The 16,666-nt window shown below is 74.0% G+C and carries 17 protein-coding genes; 12 read left to right on the top strand and 5 right to left on the bottom strand.

What is annotated here, in order from left to right:
* Positions 1-15 precede the first annotated feature (15 nt).
* A complete protein-coding gene (locus BO39_RS10290; protein ID WP_245615081.1) occupies positions 16-594 on the top strand; it encodes a TlpA family protein disulfide reductase in 579 nt (192 codons plus the stop codon).
* Between the two features lie 262 nt (positions 595-856).
* Here the strand turns inward: BO39_RS10290 and BO39_RS34945 are convergent, their stop codons facing one another.
* Genes BO39_RS34945 through BO39_RS10305 form a run of 3 tightly spaced genes read right to left on the bottom strand, consistent with a single transcriptional unit; the run spans position 857 to position 3,097 of the window.
* Positions 857-1,885 (bottom strand): energy transducer TonB family protein, encoded by a 1,029-nt coding sequence (locus BO39_RS34945; RefSeq protein ID WP_052401897.1) that lies wholly within the window; start codon positions 1,883-1,885, stop codon positions 857-859.
* A gap of 12 nt (positions 1,886-1,897) precedes the next feature.
* Positions 1,898-2,347 (bottom strand): ExbD/TolR family protein, encoded by a 450-nt coding sequence (locus tag BO39_RS10300; RefSeq protein WP_156963633.1) that lies wholly within the window; start codon positions 2,345-2,347, stop codon positions 1,898-1,900.
* A gap of 6 nt (positions 2,348-2,353) precedes the next feature.
* Positions 2,354-3,097 (bottom strand): MotA/TolQ/ExbB proton channel family protein, encoded by a 744-nt coding sequence (locus tag BO39_RS10305; RefSeq protein WP_084698009.1) that lies wholly within the window; start codon positions 3,095-3,097, stop codon positions 2,354-2,356.
* 305 nt (positions 3,098-3,402) lie between these two features.
* Between BO39_RS10305 and BO39_RS10310 the strand changes: the two genes are divergently transcribed.
* The 9 genes from BO39_RS10310 to BO39_RS10350 all read left to right on the top strand — a co-directional run bounded on the left by BO39_RS10310 (position 3,403) and on the right by BO39_RS10350 (position 11,739).
* Complete coding sequence (locus BO39_RS10310; RefSeq protein WP_043832670.1) at positions 3,403-3,627, top strand: hypothetical protein; 225 nt, start codon at positions 3,403-3,405, stop codon at positions 3,625-3,627.
* Positions 3,628-3,708: 81 nt separating this feature from the next.
* Positions 3,709-5,856, top strand: a complete 2,148-nt coding sequence (locus tag BO39_RS10315) for an acetate--CoA ligase family protein (protein ID WP_043832672.1) — start codon at positions 3,709-3,711, stop codon at positions 5,854-5,856.
* A 192-nt stretch (positions 5,857-6,048) separates the two neighbouring features.
* On the top strand, positions 6,049-6,639 hold the full coding sequence (locus BO39_RS29820) for a 3'-5' exonuclease (RefSeq protein WP_084698010.1): 591 nt from the start codon (positions 6,049-6,051) through the stop codon (positions 6,637-6,639).
* Positions 6,636-7,484 (top strand): isocitrate lyase/PEP mutase family protein, encoded by an 849-nt coding sequence (locus BO39_RS10325; RefSeq protein WP_052401899.1) that lies wholly within the window; start codon positions 6,636-6,638, stop codon positions 7,482-7,484. Before BO39_RS29820 ends, BO39_RS10325 begins: the two co-directional genes overlap by 4 nt.
* The gene (locus BO39_RS10330) at positions 7,481-8,161 is read left to right on the top strand and encodes a 3-oxoacid CoA-transferase subunit A (RefSeq protein WP_043832675.1); all 681 of its coding nucleotides are present in this window, start codon (positions 7,481-7,483) and stop codon (positions 8,159-8,161) included. The genes BO39_RS10325 and BO39_RS10330 overlap by 4 nt, the downstream gene beginning before the upstream one ends.
* A 14-nt stretch (positions 8,162-8,175) precedes the next feature.
* Positions 8,176-8,829, top strand: coding sequence for a 3-oxoacid CoA-transferase subunit B (locus BO39_RS10335; RefSeq protein WP_156963635.1), 654 nt, complete (start codon positions 8,176-8,178; stop codon positions 8,827-8,829).
* A 2-nt stretch (positions 8,830-8,831) separates the two neighbouring features.
* Positions 8,832-9,611 (top strand): enoyl-CoA hydratase/isomerase family protein, encoded by a 780-nt coding sequence (locus BO39_RS10340; RefSeq protein ID WP_043832680.1) that lies wholly within the window; start codon positions 8,832-8,834, stop codon positions 9,609-9,611.
* Positions 9,612-9,969: 358 nt separating this feature from the next.
* Positions 9,970-11,370 (top strand): amidase family protein, encoded by a 1,401-nt coding sequence (locus BO39_RS10345; RefSeq protein WP_043832683.1) that lies wholly within the window; start codon positions 9,970-9,972, stop codon positions 11,368-11,370.
* A 132-nt stretch (positions 11,371-11,502) separates the two neighbouring features.
* Positions 11,503-11,739, top strand: a complete 237-nt coding sequence (locus BO39_RS10350) for a CsbD family protein (RefSeq protein ID WP_043832686.1) — start codon at positions 11,503-11,505, stop codon at positions 11,737-11,739.
* 266 nt (positions 11,740-12,005) lie between these two features.
* Here BO39_RS10350 and BO39_RS10355 read toward each other — a convergent pair whose 3' ends face one another.
* Positions 12,006-12,929 (bottom strand): MBL fold metallo-hydrolase, encoded by a 924-nt coding sequence (locus BO39_RS10355; RefSeq protein WP_052401900.1) that lies wholly within the window; start codon positions 12,927-12,929, stop codon positions 12,006-12,008.
* A gap of 66 nt (positions 12,930-12,995) precedes the next feature.
* Between BO39_RS10355 and BO39_RS10360 the strand changes: the two genes are divergently transcribed.
* Both BO39_RS10360 and BO39_RS10365 read left to right on the top strand, forming a co-directional pair.
* Positions 12,996-14,186 (top strand): ABC transporter substrate-binding protein, encoded by a 1,191-nt coding sequence (locus BO39_RS10360; RefSeq protein WP_245615083.1) that lies wholly within the window; start codon positions 12,996-12,998, stop codon positions 14,184-14,186.
* A gap of 17 nt (positions 14,187-14,203) precedes the next feature.
* A complete protein-coding gene (locus BO39_RS10365; protein ID WP_043832688.1) occupies positions 14,204-14,869 on the top strand; it encodes a glutathione S-transferase family protein in 666 nt (221 codons plus the stop codon).
* Positions 14,870-15,001: 132 nt separating this feature from the next.
* Here the strand turns inward: BO39_RS10365 and BO39_RS10370 are convergent, their stop codons facing one another.
* Positions 15,002-16,564, bottom strand: coding sequence for a hypothetical protein (locus BO39_RS10370; protein WP_043832693.1), 1,563 nt, complete (start codon positions 16,562-16,564; stop codon positions 15,002-15,004).
* Between the last annotated feature and the right edge of the window lie 102 nt (positions 16,565-16,666).

Genomic DNA, 16,666 nt, shown 5'->3' on the forward strand with positions numbered 1-16,666 from the left:
GAGGAGGTCTCTCGGGTGAAGACGTATGGGCGTCGGGGCCAAATGGCCCTCGTGGCGGGAATCCTGGCGGGCGGGACACTAGGCGCGGGGCTCCTGCCCCGTCCAGCGCGGGGTCAGCCGGCGGGCACGCTGCGCGAGGACGGACCGAAGCCGCTGCCGGCCTTCGTGCTGACCGACCCCGAGGGGGCGCGGCGGGAGGTGCCATCCTTCGCGGGCAAGGGGCTGGTGCTGAACCTCTGGGCCACCTGGTGCCCGCCCTGCGTGGAGGAGATGCCGGCGCTGGACCGGCTGGCGGCCGCGCTGGCCGCAGAGGATATCCTGGTGATCCCCGCCTCCTCCGATCGCGGCGGGCGGCCGGTGGTGGAAGGGTTCTACGCGAAGGCCGGGGTGCGGAACCTCGGCGTCTGGCTCGACCCCAACTCGGCCGCGACGCGGGCGCTGGGCGCGCGGGGGCTGCCGACGACCGTGCTGATCGACCGGCTGGGCCGCGAGCGCGCCCGGCTGGAGGGCGCGGCCGCCTGGGACGGCGCGGCGCTGCTGGCGGATGTGCGGCGGCTCTGCGGGGATGGACGGGCGGCGACGGAGCCGAGCTGAAGGGGTGGCGCTGGTGGCCGCGGGGGAGAGAAAGAATTCTCTCCCCCGGACCCCCTCTCATCTTTCTTTGTCTGTTGGAGATACTGGGCGGCCGGTGCGCCTCGGGTCGATGACCCGAGGCGACTGCACGTTGGGGAAGGTTCCGCGATAGCCCGATGGGGATCCAAGGGCCTCAGGCCCTTGGCGGTGCGGGATGAACGCTGCGCGTTCACCCGGGAGGTCTGGAGAGGGCAGGGCCCTCTCCAGGGGGGCGTAGAGCGCTTCAGCGCAGGGTGAAGCGGATGGGCACGGTCAGTTCCATCGTGGCTTCCGGCCAATCGGCGGGCAGCGGGGGGAAGCTGCTCACACGGGTGGGCATGGCCTCGGCCTCGGCGTCCAGGTCGGGATCGCCGGAGGTGCGGGCAAGACGGGCCGCCGTCACCGAGCCGTCGCGGCGTATCGTGAAGCGCACCGTGACCACGCCCTCGGACCGGCGCGACCGGGCGCTGGCCGGGTAGCGTTGCACGCGCGCCAGGGCCTGCTGGATGAGGCCGGCATAGTTCGGCGAGATGGCGGCACGGGCCGGCGCCGGGGCAGCGGGGGCTGCCTGGGGCGGGGCGGCGGGGGCCTGCGGCGCGGCCTCGGCACGGGGCGGCTGCGGGGCCGCGGCCTGGACCGGGCGCGGAGGCGCGGCCGGGCGCGGGCGCGGCGGTGGGGGCGGCTGCGCGGGGGGCGGCACGGGCGGCGGTGCGGGCAGGGGCGGCGGCAGGTCCGCAGCTTCCGTGGTGGCTTCCACCGGCGCTTCAGCGGGCGGCGGCTCGACCGGAGGCGGGGCTTCCTGGACGGGCGGCGGCGGGACCATCGCCGGCTCCGGTGGGGGCGGCTCCGGCGGAGGGGGTTCGGGCGGAGGAGGCTCAGGCGGGGGCGCGGGTTCGGGCGGCGCCGGCTCCGGCGGCGGAGGTTCGGGCGGCGGTGGCTCGGGCGCCACCGGCTCGGCGGCCGGTGCGGGCGGCGTCGGTTCGGCGGCGGCGGGTTCGGGGGTCGGCTCGGGTGGCGGGGCCTCGGGGGCCGGTTCGGCCGGGGTCTCGGGCGCCATCTCCACCTCGATCAGCGTGGCGGGCGGCGGGGGCTCGTAAGAGAGGACGAGGACCAGGGCGCCGAGATGCAGCAGCGCCGAGACGCCCCAGGCGAGGGGCCGCAGCACGCGGCGCGCGCCGGGGGCGGGCGAGGCGGCCTCGGGGCCGGCAGGCAGGGGCGGCGGGAGCTCGGCCGGCGGGGCCGCGCGGGGGCGCTCGGCGAGGAGGCTGTCCATGCGCGGCGGCGCTCAGCGGCCAGGGGCGGCGGAGGCGGGTTCGGCCTCGGCGATGAGGGACACGCGGGCGATGCCGGCGCGCGAGACCCGGCCCATGACGCGGAGCACGTCGCCATAGGGCACGCTGCGGTCGCCGCGGACATGGACAGGCGCCTCGGGGTCGGCCTCGCGCCGGGCCTGGAGGCGGGTGGTCAGCTCCTCCTCGGTGACGGGTTCCTCGCCGAGGAAGAGGCGGTTGCCGGGGGCGACCGTGAGCACCAGCGGCGGCGTGGAGGAGGCGGCGCGGGCGGCGGCGCTGCGGGGCAGGTTCACGGGCACGCCGACGGTCATGAGCGGCGCCGCGACCATGAAGACGATGAGCAGGACGAGCATGACGTCCACCAGCGGCGTGACGTTCATGTCCGCCATGGGGAGGGCGTCCTCGTCGTCGTCGTCGCGGCCGCCACCGAGGGACATGGCCATCGGGCGCTACTCCGCGGCCTGGGCGGCGCCGGGACGGGAAGCGGCGGCCCGCAGCGGCGTCGGCTCGCGCGGGACCTCCCGCGGCATTTCCCGGGGGGCGGGCGCGGCCGGGCGGCGCGCCATGGCGGAGGCGAGGGTGGCGCTGGCCGCGTTGCCCGCCTGGCGGATGCGGGCGAGGGACACGGTGAAGCGGTTGTAGGCCATGACGGCCGGGATGGCGGCGACGAGGCCGATGGCGGTGGCGAAGAGGGCCTCCGCGATGCCGGGCGCCACCACGGCGAGGCTCGTGTCGCCGCTGGCCGCGATGCCGGAGAAGGAGTTCATGATGCCCCAGACCGTGCCGAAGAGGCCGACGAAGGGGCCGACGGCGCCGATGGTGGCGAGCAGCGGCAGGCCCGGCTCGGCGGCGCGGAGGGCGGCGGCGAAGGGGGCGCGCAGGGCGGCCTCGATCCGCTGGCGGTACTCGCCACGGCTCTCGGCGGGGTCGCGGCCCTCCTCCCACTCGCGGGTGCCGGCGCGGATCGCCTCGGCGGCAAGGCCGGAGTCGGGCGCGGCGCCGCCGGATGCGGCCGCGGCCAGGCGGCGGGCCTCGGCGCGCAGGCGGCGGGTGGCGGCCATCTTCTCGATGATGATCCCCCAGCAGGCGATGGAGGCCAGCAGGAGGAGGAGCATCACCCCCTTCACCACCGGGTCGGCTTGCAGGAACAGGGCGAGCGGCGAGAGGTCGTGGCCGGCGCTGGCGGGGTTCATGGGCGGTGGTCCCTCGTTTCTCGCCCCGCGCCCGGGCCGTCGCCCGGGGAGGGGGCTGCGGCCCGCGGGCCGGCGCGTCGCCGGGCAGGATAGGCCCGGGCCGGGCGGGCGTTAACCCGCGGCCGGCGGCGCCTCTTAGCCCAGCCGCCGCGTCGCCGCAATGCAGTTGAGAACAATTTGCATCTTCTTGGCGTCCCAACTCCCCGTGATGCGCGCCACCCGCCCGCATCCCCCCGCGCCCCGGTGCGTAGAAAGGCTGGGACCTGGAATGACGGTCTCGCGACGCCGCGCGAAGGGAGCCCGCCATGGCCGATATGCCGAAGATTGAGATTGATGGAGGCAGCGAGCCCGCCGTGGCCCTCGCCCTGCTGCAGATCATCATGGACGCGACGAAGGACAAGGAGAGCCACGATCGCGACTGGATCCTCTCGACCTATGCCGATTGCCTGGCGGTCGTGGGCGGCGCGGAGATCGACTACGGCGACGATGAGGAGGACGAGGGAGGGACGGAGTCGCCGCCCGAGGGCTGAGCACCGGCCGAGGCTTGCCGCGCCCCCGCGCCGGGGGCAGCTTCCCCCCGGATAAGGGCTGGATAACGGGAGGGGCGCCGGATGGTGGATGGCGGGACGGGTGCGGGCACGGCGCGGGATCTTCCCCCCGGCTTTTCCTCCCTTGCCCCGATGATGGCGCCGCGGAGCGTGGCGGTCATCGGTGCCTCGGACGAGCCGACACGGATCGGCGGGCGGCCGCTCTCCTACATGATCGCGCGCGGCTTCGCGGGGCCTGTCTGGCCGGTGAACCCGAAGCGGGAGCGCGTGCAGGGGCTGCCGGCCTTCCCGGACGTGGACGCCCTGCCGGGGGTGCCGGACGCGGCGATCGTGGCCGTGCCGGGCGCGCTGGCCGAGGCGGCGGTGGATGCGCTGGGGCGCCGGGGCTGCCCCGCGGCCATCGTGTTCACGGCCGGCTACGCGGAGGTGGACGAGGCCGGGCGGGAGGCACAGGCGCGGCTGGTTTCGATCGCGCGCGGGCACGGGATGCGGCTGCTGGGGCCGAACTGTCTTGGGCTGTTCAACGCGCCGCTCGGCTACTTCCCGATCTTCACCTCCTCCTTCGAGAATGGCTGGCCGGCGGAGGCGCTGGCCGGGCGCGGGCGGGTCGGCATCGCCAGCCAGTCCGGCGCCTATGGCACGCACCTGTTCGGGGCGGCCCGCAACCGGGGCATCGCGACGCCCGTGCTGGTGACCACCGGCAACGAGGCCGAGGTGACGCTGGGCGACGTGATCGGCTGGATGGCCGAGGACGACGGCATCGAGGTGATCGCCGCCTATTCCGAGGGCGTGCGGGAGGGGCCGCGCTTCCTGGCGGCGCTGGAGGCGGCGCGGCGGGCGCGGAAGCCCGTGGTGATGATGAAGGTCGGGCGCTCGGCGCTGGGCGCCCATGCCGCGCGTTCCCACACGGCGAGCATCGCGGGGGACGACGCGGTGACGGGGGTGGTGCTGGAGGAGTTCGGCGTCCACCGCGCCCGCAACACCGAGGAGCTGCTGGACGTCGCCTATGCCGCGACGCCGCGCATCTACCCCGTGGCGAACACGCTCGGCGTGGTGTCCATCTCGGGCGGGGCAGGGGTGATGATCTCCGACGTGGCGGAGGAGCAGGGCCTGGCCATGCCCTCCATGCCGGAGGCGGCGCAGGACCGGCTGCGGGCGCTGATCCCCTTTTGCAACCCCGCCAACCCCGTGGACTGCACGGCGCAGGTCTTCAACGACATGTCCCTCATCGGCGCCTTCGCGCGGGGGATGGTGGAGGATGGCGGTTACACGAGCCTGATCGCCTTCTTCACGCAGGTAGGGGCCTCGCCCTCTCTCGCGACGAAGCTTCGGGCGGAGCTGAACGCGGTGCGGGCGGACCATCCGGACCGGCTCTGGGTGCTGAGCGTGCTGGCGCCGCCGGAGCGGGTGCGGGAATACGAGGCGGACGGGTATCTCGTTTTCGAGGATCCCTCCCGCGCCGTGGTGGCGCTGGCGGCGCAGGGGCGGTTCGGGGCGGCCTTCGCCCGCCCGCCGCGCGCCCCGGTGCCGCTGCCCGCCGTTTTCCTGCCGGACGGTGCGCCCGACGAGGCCGGGGCGAAGCGGCTGCTGGAGGCGGCGGGTGTCCCCGCCGTGCCGGAGGTGGCGGTCGAGAGCGTGGAGGCGGCTGTGGAGGCCGCGCGTCGCATCGGCTTCCCGGTGGTGATGAAGATCCTTTCGCCGGACATCCTCCACAAGTCCGAGATCGGCGGCGTGCTGCTCGGCGTGGCGGACGAGGCGGCGGTCAGGGCCGGCTACGCCACGCTGATGGCCAATGCCGCCGAACGCGCGCCGGGGGCGCGGGTGACGGGCATCCTCGTCGCGCGGCAGGTGGGCGGGGCGGTGGAGGTGGCGCTGGGCATCGCGCGCGACCCGGTTTTCGGCCCCGTTGCGATGGTGGGGCTGGGGGGCGTGTTCATCGAGGTGCTGCGCGACGTGGCGCTGCGGCGCTGCCCGGTGGACCTGGCGGAGGCGGAGGCGATGATCCGCTCGCTGCGCGGCTTCCCGCTGCTGGACGGCGCGCGGGGGCGGCCGCGCGCGGATGTGCCGGCGCTGGCAAGGGCGCTCTCGGCGCTGTCGGCCTTTGCGGCGGCGGTGGGGGATCGGCTCGTCTCGGTGGACGTGAATCCGGTGCTGGTGCTGCCGGAGGGTGAGGGAGCCTTTGCGGCGGATGCGGTGATCGAGCTGGGGTGAAGAGGGGCGGTGCTGGTGGCCCCGGGTGAGGCTCCGCCTCCCCCAGACCCCCTCCGCCGGGGAGCCAAGTCCGGGGTGGCCGGGCCGCCCCGGCGGAGGAGGTCCAGGAGGAGGCGGCGCCTCCTCCTGTGGTCGCTACGAGCGAGACCGGGAAACCTTGCCCTCCCCCCTCCCCGGGAGCACCTTCGCCCCATGCAGGAGCCCCCTCGCCGCGTGATGCCCGGCCGCCCCGTCATCGTCTTCGACACCGAGACCACCGGCTGCACGCGGGAGGACCGGGTGGTCTCGCTCGGCGCCGTGCGGCTGGATGCGGGGCTGGAGCCGGAGGCGACGCTGCACCTGGTGTTCGCGCCGGGGATACGCTGCCATTTCGGGGCCTACCGGGTGCACGGGCTGTCCGACGCCTATCTCGCGCGCCAGGCGTCCTTTGCGGCACATGCGGAGGAGGTGGCGGATTTCTTCGGCGGCGCGGTGGGCTGCGCGCACAACCTCTCCTTCGACCGGCGGATGCTCGGCGGCGAGTTCGACCGGCTGGAGATGGCGCGGCCCTGGAGCGGGGAGTTCTGCACGATGCTGGCCTGGCGCCGGGACCGGCCGGGGCAGCGCTCGGGGCTGGCGCATGCCTCGGCGTCCTGCGGGCTGTCGCGCGAGACGGCGCTGCACGGGGCGCTGGAGGACGCCTGGCTGGCCGCGAACCTGCTGCGGGCGCTGCACGGGATGGAGCCCGCGCCGATGCGGCTGCACGGCTTCACGAACGACCGCACGGGGGAGATGGCGGCGTGATCGGGGAGCGCGCCGAGCGGTTCCGGGCGCTGCACGCGGCGGGCTGCTTCGCGCTGCCGAATGCCTGGGACGCGGGAAGCGCGCGGATCATGGCGGGGCTGGGCTTTCAGGCGGTGGCGACGACCTCCGCGGGGCTCGCCTTCATGCTCGGGCGGCGGGACGGCGAGGCGGCGGTTTCGCGCGCGGATGCGCTGGAGAACGCGCGGGTGCTGGTGGGGGCGGTGGACCTGCCGGTCTCGGCGGATCTGGAGGACGGGTTCGGACCCTCGCCGGAGGATGTGGCGGCGACGGTGACGGCCGCGGTGGAGGCCGGGCTCTGCGGCTGCACGATCGAGGACACGACGGCGGACCCAGCCGCACCCATCCACGGCTTCGAGGCAGCGGTGACGCGCGTGGCGGCGGGCGTGCGGGCGGCGCGCGCGGCGCCGCATCCCTTCGTGCTGACGGCGCGGGCGGAGAATTTCCTGCACGGACGGCCGGACCTGGACGACACGATCCGGCGGCTGGTGGCCTTCGCGGAGGCGGGGGCGGATTGCCTCTACGCGCCGGGGCTGCCGGACGAGGAGGCGATCCGCGCCGTGGTGCGGGCGGTGGCGCCGCGGCCGGTGAACGTGCTCATCGGGCCGCGCGGCGGGGCCGTGCCGCTCGCGCGGCTGGCGGCGCTCGGCGTGCGGCGGGTGAGCGTCGGCGGGGCCATCGCGCGCGCGGCTTACGGCGCGGCGCTCGAGGCCGGGCGGGCGCTGGCGCGCGGCGAGATGGGGGTTATTGCGGCGCTGACGCCTTACGCGCAGATCGCCCCCTACATGCGTTCGGGCCAGATGAGTACGGGAGAGGGACAGACGTGATCGACAAGATCGTCCGCGACATGGCGGCCGCGATGGAGGGCGTGCGCGACGGCAGCACGGTGCTGATCGGGGGTTTCGGCGCCGCGGGGCAGCCCGACGACCTGATCGACGGGCTGATCGAGCAGGGCGCGAAGGACCTGACTGTCGTCGCCAACAACGCGGGCTCGGGGCGCACGGGGCTCGCGCGGCTGATGGAGCTCGGGCGGGTGCGGAAGATCATCTGCTCCTTCCCACGTAGCGCGGGGTCGGTCGTGTTCGAGGATCTGTACAAGGCCGGGAAGCTGGAGCTGGAGATCGTGCCGCAGGGCACGCTGGCCGAGCGGATGCGGGCGGCCGGCGCGGGCGTTCCCGCCTTCTTCACGCCGACGGCCGCCGGCACGAAGCTGGCGCAGGGCAAGGAGACGCGCGAGTTCAACGGCCGCCCGCACGTGATGGAGTTGGCGCTGCCCGGCGACGTCGCGCTGGTCGAGGCCTGGGAGGCGGATCGCTGGGGCAACCTCACCTATCGCCGCAGCGGGCGGAACTTCAACCCGGTGATGGCAATGGCGGCGACGCTGACGATCGTGCAGGCGCAGAACATCGTCGAGCTCGGCGAGATCGAGGGCGAGCGCGTGGTCACGCCGGGCATCTTCGTCAACCGTGTCGTCAACGTGCGCCGCGGCGCGCCCTGGGCCTGAAGAGGAGCACCCCCATGCAACCCTGGTCCCGTACCCAGATGGCCGGCCGCGTGGCGGTCGATATCCCCGAGGGCTGGTACTGCAACCTCGGGATCGGCATGCCGACCCTGATCGCCGACTACATCCCGCAAGGCCGCGAGGTGGTGCTGCACTCCGAGAACGGCATCCTCGGCATGGGGCCGGCGCCGGAGAAGGGGAGTGAGGACGCCTGGCTGATCAACGCGGGCAAGCAGCCCGTGACGCTGCATCCGGGCGGATCGTATTTCCACCACGCCGACAGCTTCGCGATGATCCGCGGCGGGCATATCGACCTCTGCGTGCTCGGCGCCTTCGAGGTGGCCTCGAACGGCGACATCGCGAACTGGGCGACGAGCGAGAACGACAGCGCGCCGGCGGTCGGTGGCGCGATGGACCTGGCGGCGGGCGCCAAGCGCGTCTGGGTGATGATGGAGCACACGACGAAGGACGGGCGGCCGAAGCTCGTCGAGCGGTGTTCCTACCCGCTCACGGCGATGCGGGCGGTGACGCGGGTCTATACCAACCTTGCCGTGCTGGACGTGACCGAGGCGGGCTTCGCGGTGCGGGACCTCGCGCCTGAGGTGACGATGGAGCACCTGCGTTCCGTGACGGCCGCGCCGCTGGCGGACGCGCGCGAGGCGGTGGCGTGAGCATGGCCGCCCTGCCCGAGGGCATGGCGCTGCACGAGGCGCGGGAGGGCGGGGTGCTCGTCCTCACCCTCGACTACCCCGCGCGGCGCAACGCGCTGGCAACGCCGCTGCGCGACCGCATGGCGGATGTGCTGGAGGTGGCGGAGGGCGATGCCTCCGTCCGCTCCATCGTCGTGACGGGGGCGGCCGGCGTCTTCTGCTCGGGCGGCGACCTCTCCTCCATGGATGTGGCGGACGCGCTGGGCGGGCGGGAGCGGCTGCGGCGCGCGCACCGGGCCATCCGGCTGCTGGCCGCGGGCAGCAAGCCCGTGGTGGCGGCGGTGGAGGGCTGGTGCGTGGGCGCTGGCCTCTCGCTCGCCTGCGCCTGCGATCTCATCGTCGCGGCGGAGGACGCGCGCTTCATGGCGGGCTTCGGCAAGGTGGGGTTGATGGCCGATCTTGGCCTTCCCTTCACCCTGCCGGCGCGCGTCGGCGCCGGGCGTGCGCGTCGCATCCTCATGCTGCACGAGCAGATGACGGCGACCGAGGCCGAGCGGATCGGCCTCGTGGACGAGGTGGTGTCCCGTGCCCAGGCCCTGCCCGCCGCGATGGAGCGGGCACGCTTCCTGGCCGAGCAGGCACCGGCGCCGATGGCGCTGACCAAGGCGATGCTCTCGGCCGGGCTGGACGCGGCGCTGGAGGTGGAGCGGCACTACCAGACGACGCTGTTCCTCTCGGCCGATCACCGCGAGGGGCGGGCGGCCTTCCTGGAGAAGCGGGCACCGCGGTTCGGCGGGGGGTGATCCGCGTTTCGGCGGCGGCGCTGGTCGCCCCAGGGAGGCGCCGCCTCCCTGGACCCTCCGCCGGGGAGCCAACGGGCTCCCCGGACCCCGCGACCTGTTTTGCGGCGCTGAACCGGCAGGGTGCAGCGCCCTTGCGGGCTGACAGTCAGGTCGCCTGGGGTCATGGACCTCAGGCGCACGTCCAACAGACCGCGGGGGCCGGAGTGGCCGAGCCATCCCGGCTCGGGACGAACGCTCCGCGTTTGCCCGTGGGTCAGGCGACGGCGCCTTCTCCTGCGGCCACCAGCGCGATCGGCAACCCGCATTGCACAACCCCACGCCTCCGCGCTGAACTGCGCCACCCTTCCGCGGAGAGAGCATGACCGAGCACTGGCGCCTGACGGCGAGCGAGATCGCGGCGCGGGTCCGCGCGCGCGAGGTTTCGGCGGAGGAGGTGGCGCGCGACGCGCTGGCGCGGATCGAAGCCGCCAATCCCGCCATCAACGCCGTCGTGCAGTTCATGCCGGAGGAGGCGCTCGCTTCCGCCCGCGCGGTGGATGCCGCGATCGCCCGCGGGGAGGATCCCGGGCCGCTGGCCGGTGTGCCCGTCACCACCAAGGTGAACGTGGACCAGAAGGGCTTCGCCACCACCAACGGGCTGCGCATCCAGAAGGACCTGATCGCGCCCGACGACAACCCGGTGGTAGCCAACCTGCGGCGCGCGGGGGCGGTGTTCATCGGGCGGACCAACACGCCGGCCTTCTCGCTGCACTGGTTCACGCGCAATTCGCTCCACGGGCACACGCGCAACCCGCGCAACCCGGCGCTGACGCCGGGCGGCTCCTCTGGCGGGGCCGCGGCGGCGGTCGCGGCGGGGATTGGGGCGATCGGGCAAGGGACGGATATCGGCGGCTCCGTGCGCTATCCGGCCTATGCCTGCGGGGTGCACGGGCTGCGGCCGACCATCGGGCGCGTGCCGGCCTGGAACCCGGGCGGCGTGGAGCGCGCGATCGGGGCGCAGCTGATGGCGGTTTCCGGGCCGATCGCCCGCAGCATCGCCGACATCCGCCTCGCGCTGGGCGCCATGGCGGCGCCGGACGCGCGCGACCCCTGGTGGGTGCCGGCTCCGCTGGAGGGACCGGCCTTTCCCAAGCGCGCCGCGCTCTGTGTCCGGCCGGAGGGAATGGCGACGACGCCGGAGGTCGAGGCCGCGCTGCGCGATGCCGGGCGGCGGCTGCAGGACGCGGGCTGGACAGTGGCTGAGACGCCGGTGCCGCCGCTGCGCGAGCCCGGGCGGATGCAGGCCATGCTCTGGCTGGCCGAGAGCCGGCGCGGGATGAAGGAGGCGCTGCGGCGGGAGGACGATCCTGACGCGAACTTCGTCTTCGCGCAGATGGAGCGGCTCTGCCCCGAGGCGGACTTCAACGCTTTCCAGGACGCCCTGCAGGCGCGGGCCGGGTTCTGCCGGCAGTGGAACCTGTTCCTTGAGCGCTATCCCGTGGCGATCATGCCCGTCTCGGCCGAACCGCCCTTCCCGGACCTGCTGGACCTCGAATCGCCCGAAGCCTTCGACCGGGTGATCGAGGCGCTGCTGCCCCAGGTCGGGCTGCCGCTGATGAGCCTGCCGGGGCTGACGGTGACGACGGACCTCTCGGGCCCGGCGCCGCTCGGGGTGCAGCTCGTCGGCGGACGCTACAGGGAGGACATCCTGCTGGAGGCCGGCGCGATCATCGAGGCGGCGGGGCCGGCGATCACGGTGGCGGATCCGGCCGGCGGCTGACGCGGCCGGACTTCGGCCGCCCCTGTGGTGGCCGAATCGCAACGCCCCTCAACCCGTGCCCTTTCGCCACGTTTGCACCCCCGCGGGCCGCAGGGCGCCGCGGCCCCATTGGATCAAACGAGGAGAGAGAGCATGGACAGCGATCGCATCATCGGCGCCGGTAAGTCCGCTGCGGGCGACGTGCAGGAAGGCATCGGCAGCCTGATCGGTGATACCCGCACCCAGGCGCAGGGCAAGCAGAACCAGGCCAAGGGCGAAGTGCAGAACCAGATCGGCCAGCTGGAAGACTACATCCGCGATCAGCCGCTGACCGCTGCCGCCATCGCCGTTGGCTTCGGCTGGCTGCTGGGGCGCCTGCGCATCATCTGATCAGCGTTCCGCCGGGGGCCGCTGGAGAGGGCTCTGCCCTCTCCAGACCTCCCGGGTGAACGCGCAGCGTTCATCCCGCCCCGCCAAGGGCCTGAGGCCCTTGGATCCCCGTCTGGCTGTCGCGGAGCCTTCCTGAACGTGTCGTCGCCTCGGGTCGTGGACCCGCGGCGCACCGGCCGTTCAGCATTATTACTTCGAAGAAAAAGATGATGGTGAGGGGGCCGGGGAGAGGAAGAATTCCTTCTTCCTCTCCCCGGCGCGCCCGTTCAGGAACCTTCCCGCCGCTCGGCAACAACCGGCCGCAGCCTCCATCCTTCGCCGTGGCGCTCGACTTGGCCGAAGGAGGGCGGCGGGAAGTGGTAGGCCATGACGAGCGCACCTTCCGTCGAGAGTTGTTCCAGCAGGGCGCGGCGGGTGGCGACGGCCTGGGCGGGGTTGGCGCAGAAGTTGGAGGTGAGTTCGGGCCGGGCGAGTTGCAGCGTGACGTGCACCGCGTCCGCAAGCACCACGAAGGCACCCGCTGCCGTTTCCAGCCGCACCACCACCTGTCCCGGCGAGTGGCCGGGGGCGGGGTGGAGGAGGAGACCGGGCGCGATGGTGCAGGGCGGGTCGGCAGGCTCTACCAAGCCGGCCTCGATGACCGGGAGGATGCTGTCGGCATAGGCGCCGTGCAGGGCGGGCGTCGCGGGATCGGCGGCCTGTCGAGCGGCGAGGTGGTCGAGTTCAACGCGCGGGATGACGTAGCGGGCGCGCGGGAAGCTGGGCGCCCAGCGGCCGTTCTCGCGGCGCGTGTTCCAGCCGACATGGTCGGCGTGGAGGTGGGTGTTCACGACGATGTCCACCCCGTCGGGCACGACGCCAAGGGCGGCGAGGGTTTCGAGAAGGGGCGACTCCCGCCGGTGCCAGGCGGGGCGGGAGGGGCGCTCCTTGCCGGCGCCGATCCCGGCGTCGATCAGCGCCGTGAAATCCGGCGTGCGGATAAGGCAGAGGTTGAAGGAGAGGCCGATCGTGCGGGCCGCGGTGTCCAGGTGGCCCGGCGGTAGCAGGGGTGCGGCCTCGGCCAGCATGGCGTCGTCTGCGGCGGCGAAGAGGGCGGGGAGCGGCCAGGCGACGGATTCGCTGTCGGCGATGCGGGTGATCTCGGCCTCGCCCAGGCGGAGTGTCTCGGTATGCAGCAAGGGGCCGGCCATGGGTCATCCTTGCGCGGCGAGCGGCCGGGCGCCAGCCTGCCCGGCCGAGGTGGAGGGGATCTGGCGATGGTGATCGACCGGCGCGGGCTGGGAATGGCGGTGGCGGGCGCGGTACTGGCGCGGCCGGCCTTGCTGCGGGCGCAGGGGGCAGCAGGGGCGGTGCTGCCGATCGGCTTCGTCACCACGCTTTCCGGCCCGGCCGGCTATCTCGGCGAGGAGGTGCGGGCGGGCTTCGAACTGGGCATCGCCGAGGGCGGCGACGCGCTGGGCGGGACCAGGGTGCGCCTGCTGGTGGAGGACGACGCGGCCCGCCCCGGCCAGGGCCAGCAGGCGGCGGAGCGGCTGATGGGGGCGGAGCGCGCGCGGCTCTTCTCCGGCCTCGTGTTCAGCAACGTGGCGGGAACGGTGGTGCCGGCGGTGCTCGATGCCGGCGGCATCTTCGTCAGCGCCAATGCGGGCCCGGCGGATTTCGCGGGGCGGGAGTGCCACCGCAATTACTTCGTCGTCTCCTGGCTGACGGATTCGATGCAGGCGAGCGCGGGGGCGCTGGCGAGCGACCTCGGCTACCGCCGCGTGATGGTGCTGGCGCCGAACTTCATCACGGGGCGGGAGGCCATCGCGGGCTTCCGCCGGCTCTTCAAGGGCGAGGTGGTGCGCGAGATCTACACGCGGCCCGACCAGGTGGATTTCTCGGCGGAGATGGCGATCATCCGGTCCGAGCGGCCGGACGCGGTCTATCAGTTCCACCCGGGCGGCACGGGCATCGCCTTCCTGCGGCAGTACCAGGGGGCGGGGCTGCTGGGGACGGTGCCGATGGTGGTGTCCGAACCCTCCTTGGACCACCGGATCGTGGCGGCGCTGGGCGACGCGGCGCTCGGGATCGACGTCTCCGGGCACTGGAACGCGGACTTCCCGAACGACGCCAACCGCCGCTTCGTGGCTGCCTACACAGCCAAGCACGGGCGCGTGCCGACGATGTACGCGGCGCAGGGCTTCGACACCGCGAACGCCATCGGGGCGGCGCTGCGGGCGACCGGCGGCTCCATCGCCGACCAGGCGGCCTTCCGCGCGGCGATGCTGAAGGCGGACTTCGCCTCCGTGCGCGGGGAGTTCCGCTTCGGGCCGAACGGGCACCCGGTGCAGGCCTGGTGGGGTCTGAAGGTGGCGCCGGGCGCGGACGGCAAGCCGACGCTGGTGACGCAGCGGCGCATCCTCGACCCCGTGGGCGACGCCTTCGCCGACCGTTGCAAGCTCTGATCCCTCCAGAGAAGCCCGTGCTCACTGTCCATCACCTGAACAACTCCCGCTCCCAGCGCGTGCTCTGGCTGCTGGAGGAGCTGGGGGTTCCCTACGAGGTCCGGCGCTACGAGCGGGATGCCGCGACGCTGTTGGCGCCCGAGGCACTGCGGGCGGTGCATCCGCTGGGCAAGGCGCCAGTCGTGACAGAGGGCGATCTCGTCGTGGCGGAGACCGGGGCCATCGTCGAGTACATCCTCGATCGCCACGGCGCCGGTCGGCTGGAACCGGCGCGCGGCGGGGCGGACTGGTGGCGGTTCCGCCACTGGATGCACCACGCGGAGGGATCGGCCATGCCGCCGCTGGTGATGACGCTGGTGCTGGGCCGCCTACCGGACGGAATGCCGCCGGCCGCCCAGCCGATGGCGCGAGGGATGATGGAGGGTGTGCAGAAAGGCTTTGTCGGGCCGAACCTGGAGCGGCTGAAAACCTACTGGAACGAGGCACTGGCGCCGACAGGCTGGTTCGCCGGGCCGGAGATGACGGCCGCGGACATCATGATGAGCTTCCCGCTGGAGGCGGCGTCCTCGCGCTCGCCTTTCGGGGAGGGGCAGCCCAATCCGGGTGCCTTCCTGGCGCGCATCCACGCGCGGCCTGCCTATCGGCGGGCGCTGGAGCGGGGTGGGCCCTACGCCTACGCCTGAGGGACTTCGTTTTCGTCGGTTGCCGCTGGTGCGCCTCGGGTCACTGACCCGAGGCGACGGCAGGTTGGGGAAGGTGTCGCGCTAACCAGATGGGGATCCAGGGGCCTCAGGCCCTCTCCCGGGCGCCGCGCCTCACCCCGGCAAACCCCCTCCGGCCTCACGGATAAGGCACCACCCGCCGGCGCCCCCACCCGGGGCGCAGCCCTCCCAGAAGCCCTCCCGACAGGAGCGGTTCCCCCCGGTTTGCCATCGCGCCGAGGCGAGGCAGTTGCGCCAGTTGGCGGCGCTCGCGGCCGGTCCTTCGAGGTAGAGGGTTTCGAGCCAGACGAGGCCGAGCGCCTCGGCCAGCGGCAGGACTTCCGTCACCCAGGGCCATTTCGCGGGCAGGGCGGGACGCGCCACCGCGATGGCCCCGCGGGAGACGGCGCGGCGGTAGCCTTTCAGGAAGTGGGATTCGAGGCGCACGCCGAGCGCGCCGGCCCCCATTCCAGTGCCGGTGCCGATCAGCGCCTCCACCACCGTCATGTCGCAGCCGGAGGGCAGGATGAGGTCGGTGGGAAAGGCCAGGGCCGTGCCGGGGAAGGTGCCGGCGCGGGCGAAGAGGTCGATCTCGAAGAAGTAGCCGAGCACGCGCATGCGGCCCATGGTCGCCCGGATGCTCGCCGCCTCGCCGCCGGGCGGGATGGCCGCCCAGCCCCGCAGCAGCGCGGCCCAGGTGGCGGCGGCGGCCGGGTAGTCGGGGTCGGAGGCGGCCCAGTGGCGCTCGAGGTCGGCCGGCAGGCCCCGGCCGCCGTCCTCCCGAGCCTGCGCGATCATGCGCCCGATCACCTCCTCCGCCCCCGCCGCCCCCCAGGAGACGACGTGCACCAGGCGGCGCGGTCCCGGCGCGGCATCGAGCAGCGCCTGCAGCAGATAGCCCACCCCCTGCGCCACCAGCCCGCCCTGGCTCTGGCCGGTCAGCACCACTTCCCCGCCCGCCCGGGCATAGGCGGCGGCATCGGCGATCATCCGCAGCGCGGCGGTGGAGGTGAACCCCGCCCGCCCGAAGGTGAGGCCCGACGCCCAGCTCCGGAAGTCGCGGTGCTCGAAGACATGGGTGCCGGCGATGGCCAGGATGCGGTGCGGGGCCAGGCCGCTCTCCGGCCGCGCCTCGAAGACGGCGGCCGCGAAGCCGCTGAATTCGTCGCCGTAGAGCCGCAGGAGGCGGTAGGCGGAAAGCTGCGCCGCGCTCGAGGCGTCCAGCACCGGCAGGCCGCCCGGCAGCAGGCGGATGTCGTAGGCGATGTCGGCCGCCAGCACCGTCGCCTCGTCCAGCCGCCAGAGCGGGCGGATGCGGGAGCGGGGGTCCTCCAGCACCTCCGCGGCGCTGCGGCCGGGGGGGTAGATCGTGGCCGGATTGCCTTCGGGCAGGCGCAGGTTCCGCACCTCGCCGAGCAGCAGCCCGAGCCGCAGCCCGTGGTCCCGCAGCCCGCCGCGAAGGGCGTGGTGGGAGAGGATGTCGCGCGCGAAAGGCAGTAGCCCGGCGAGCGACAGCTCGATCGGGCGGGTCTCGGCGGCCGGGCCCGGCAGGGCGGCCTCGCAGCGCGCGGCATCGGACGGCGTGGCCAGGGGGGCACGAACGGGGGCCGCAGCGAGGAAGGCGATGGCCAGGAGCAGCGCGGCCGCCCGGTGCCGCAGGGGGGAGGGGGACAGCATGCAGGGGCTCCGGGCGGGCAGGGTGGCACAGGGCGCCGCCTCCCCTAGCCGTCCGCCCGCGCCATGCCCAGCCGCCCCGCCTCTCCCGCGCTTGGTCCCCGT

The sequence above is a fragment of the Roseomonas aerilata DSM 19363 genome (assembly GCF_000711725.1).
Lineage (GTDB): Bacteria > Pseudomonadota > Alphaproteobacteria > Acetobacterales > Acetobacteraceae > Roseomonas > Roseomonas aerilata.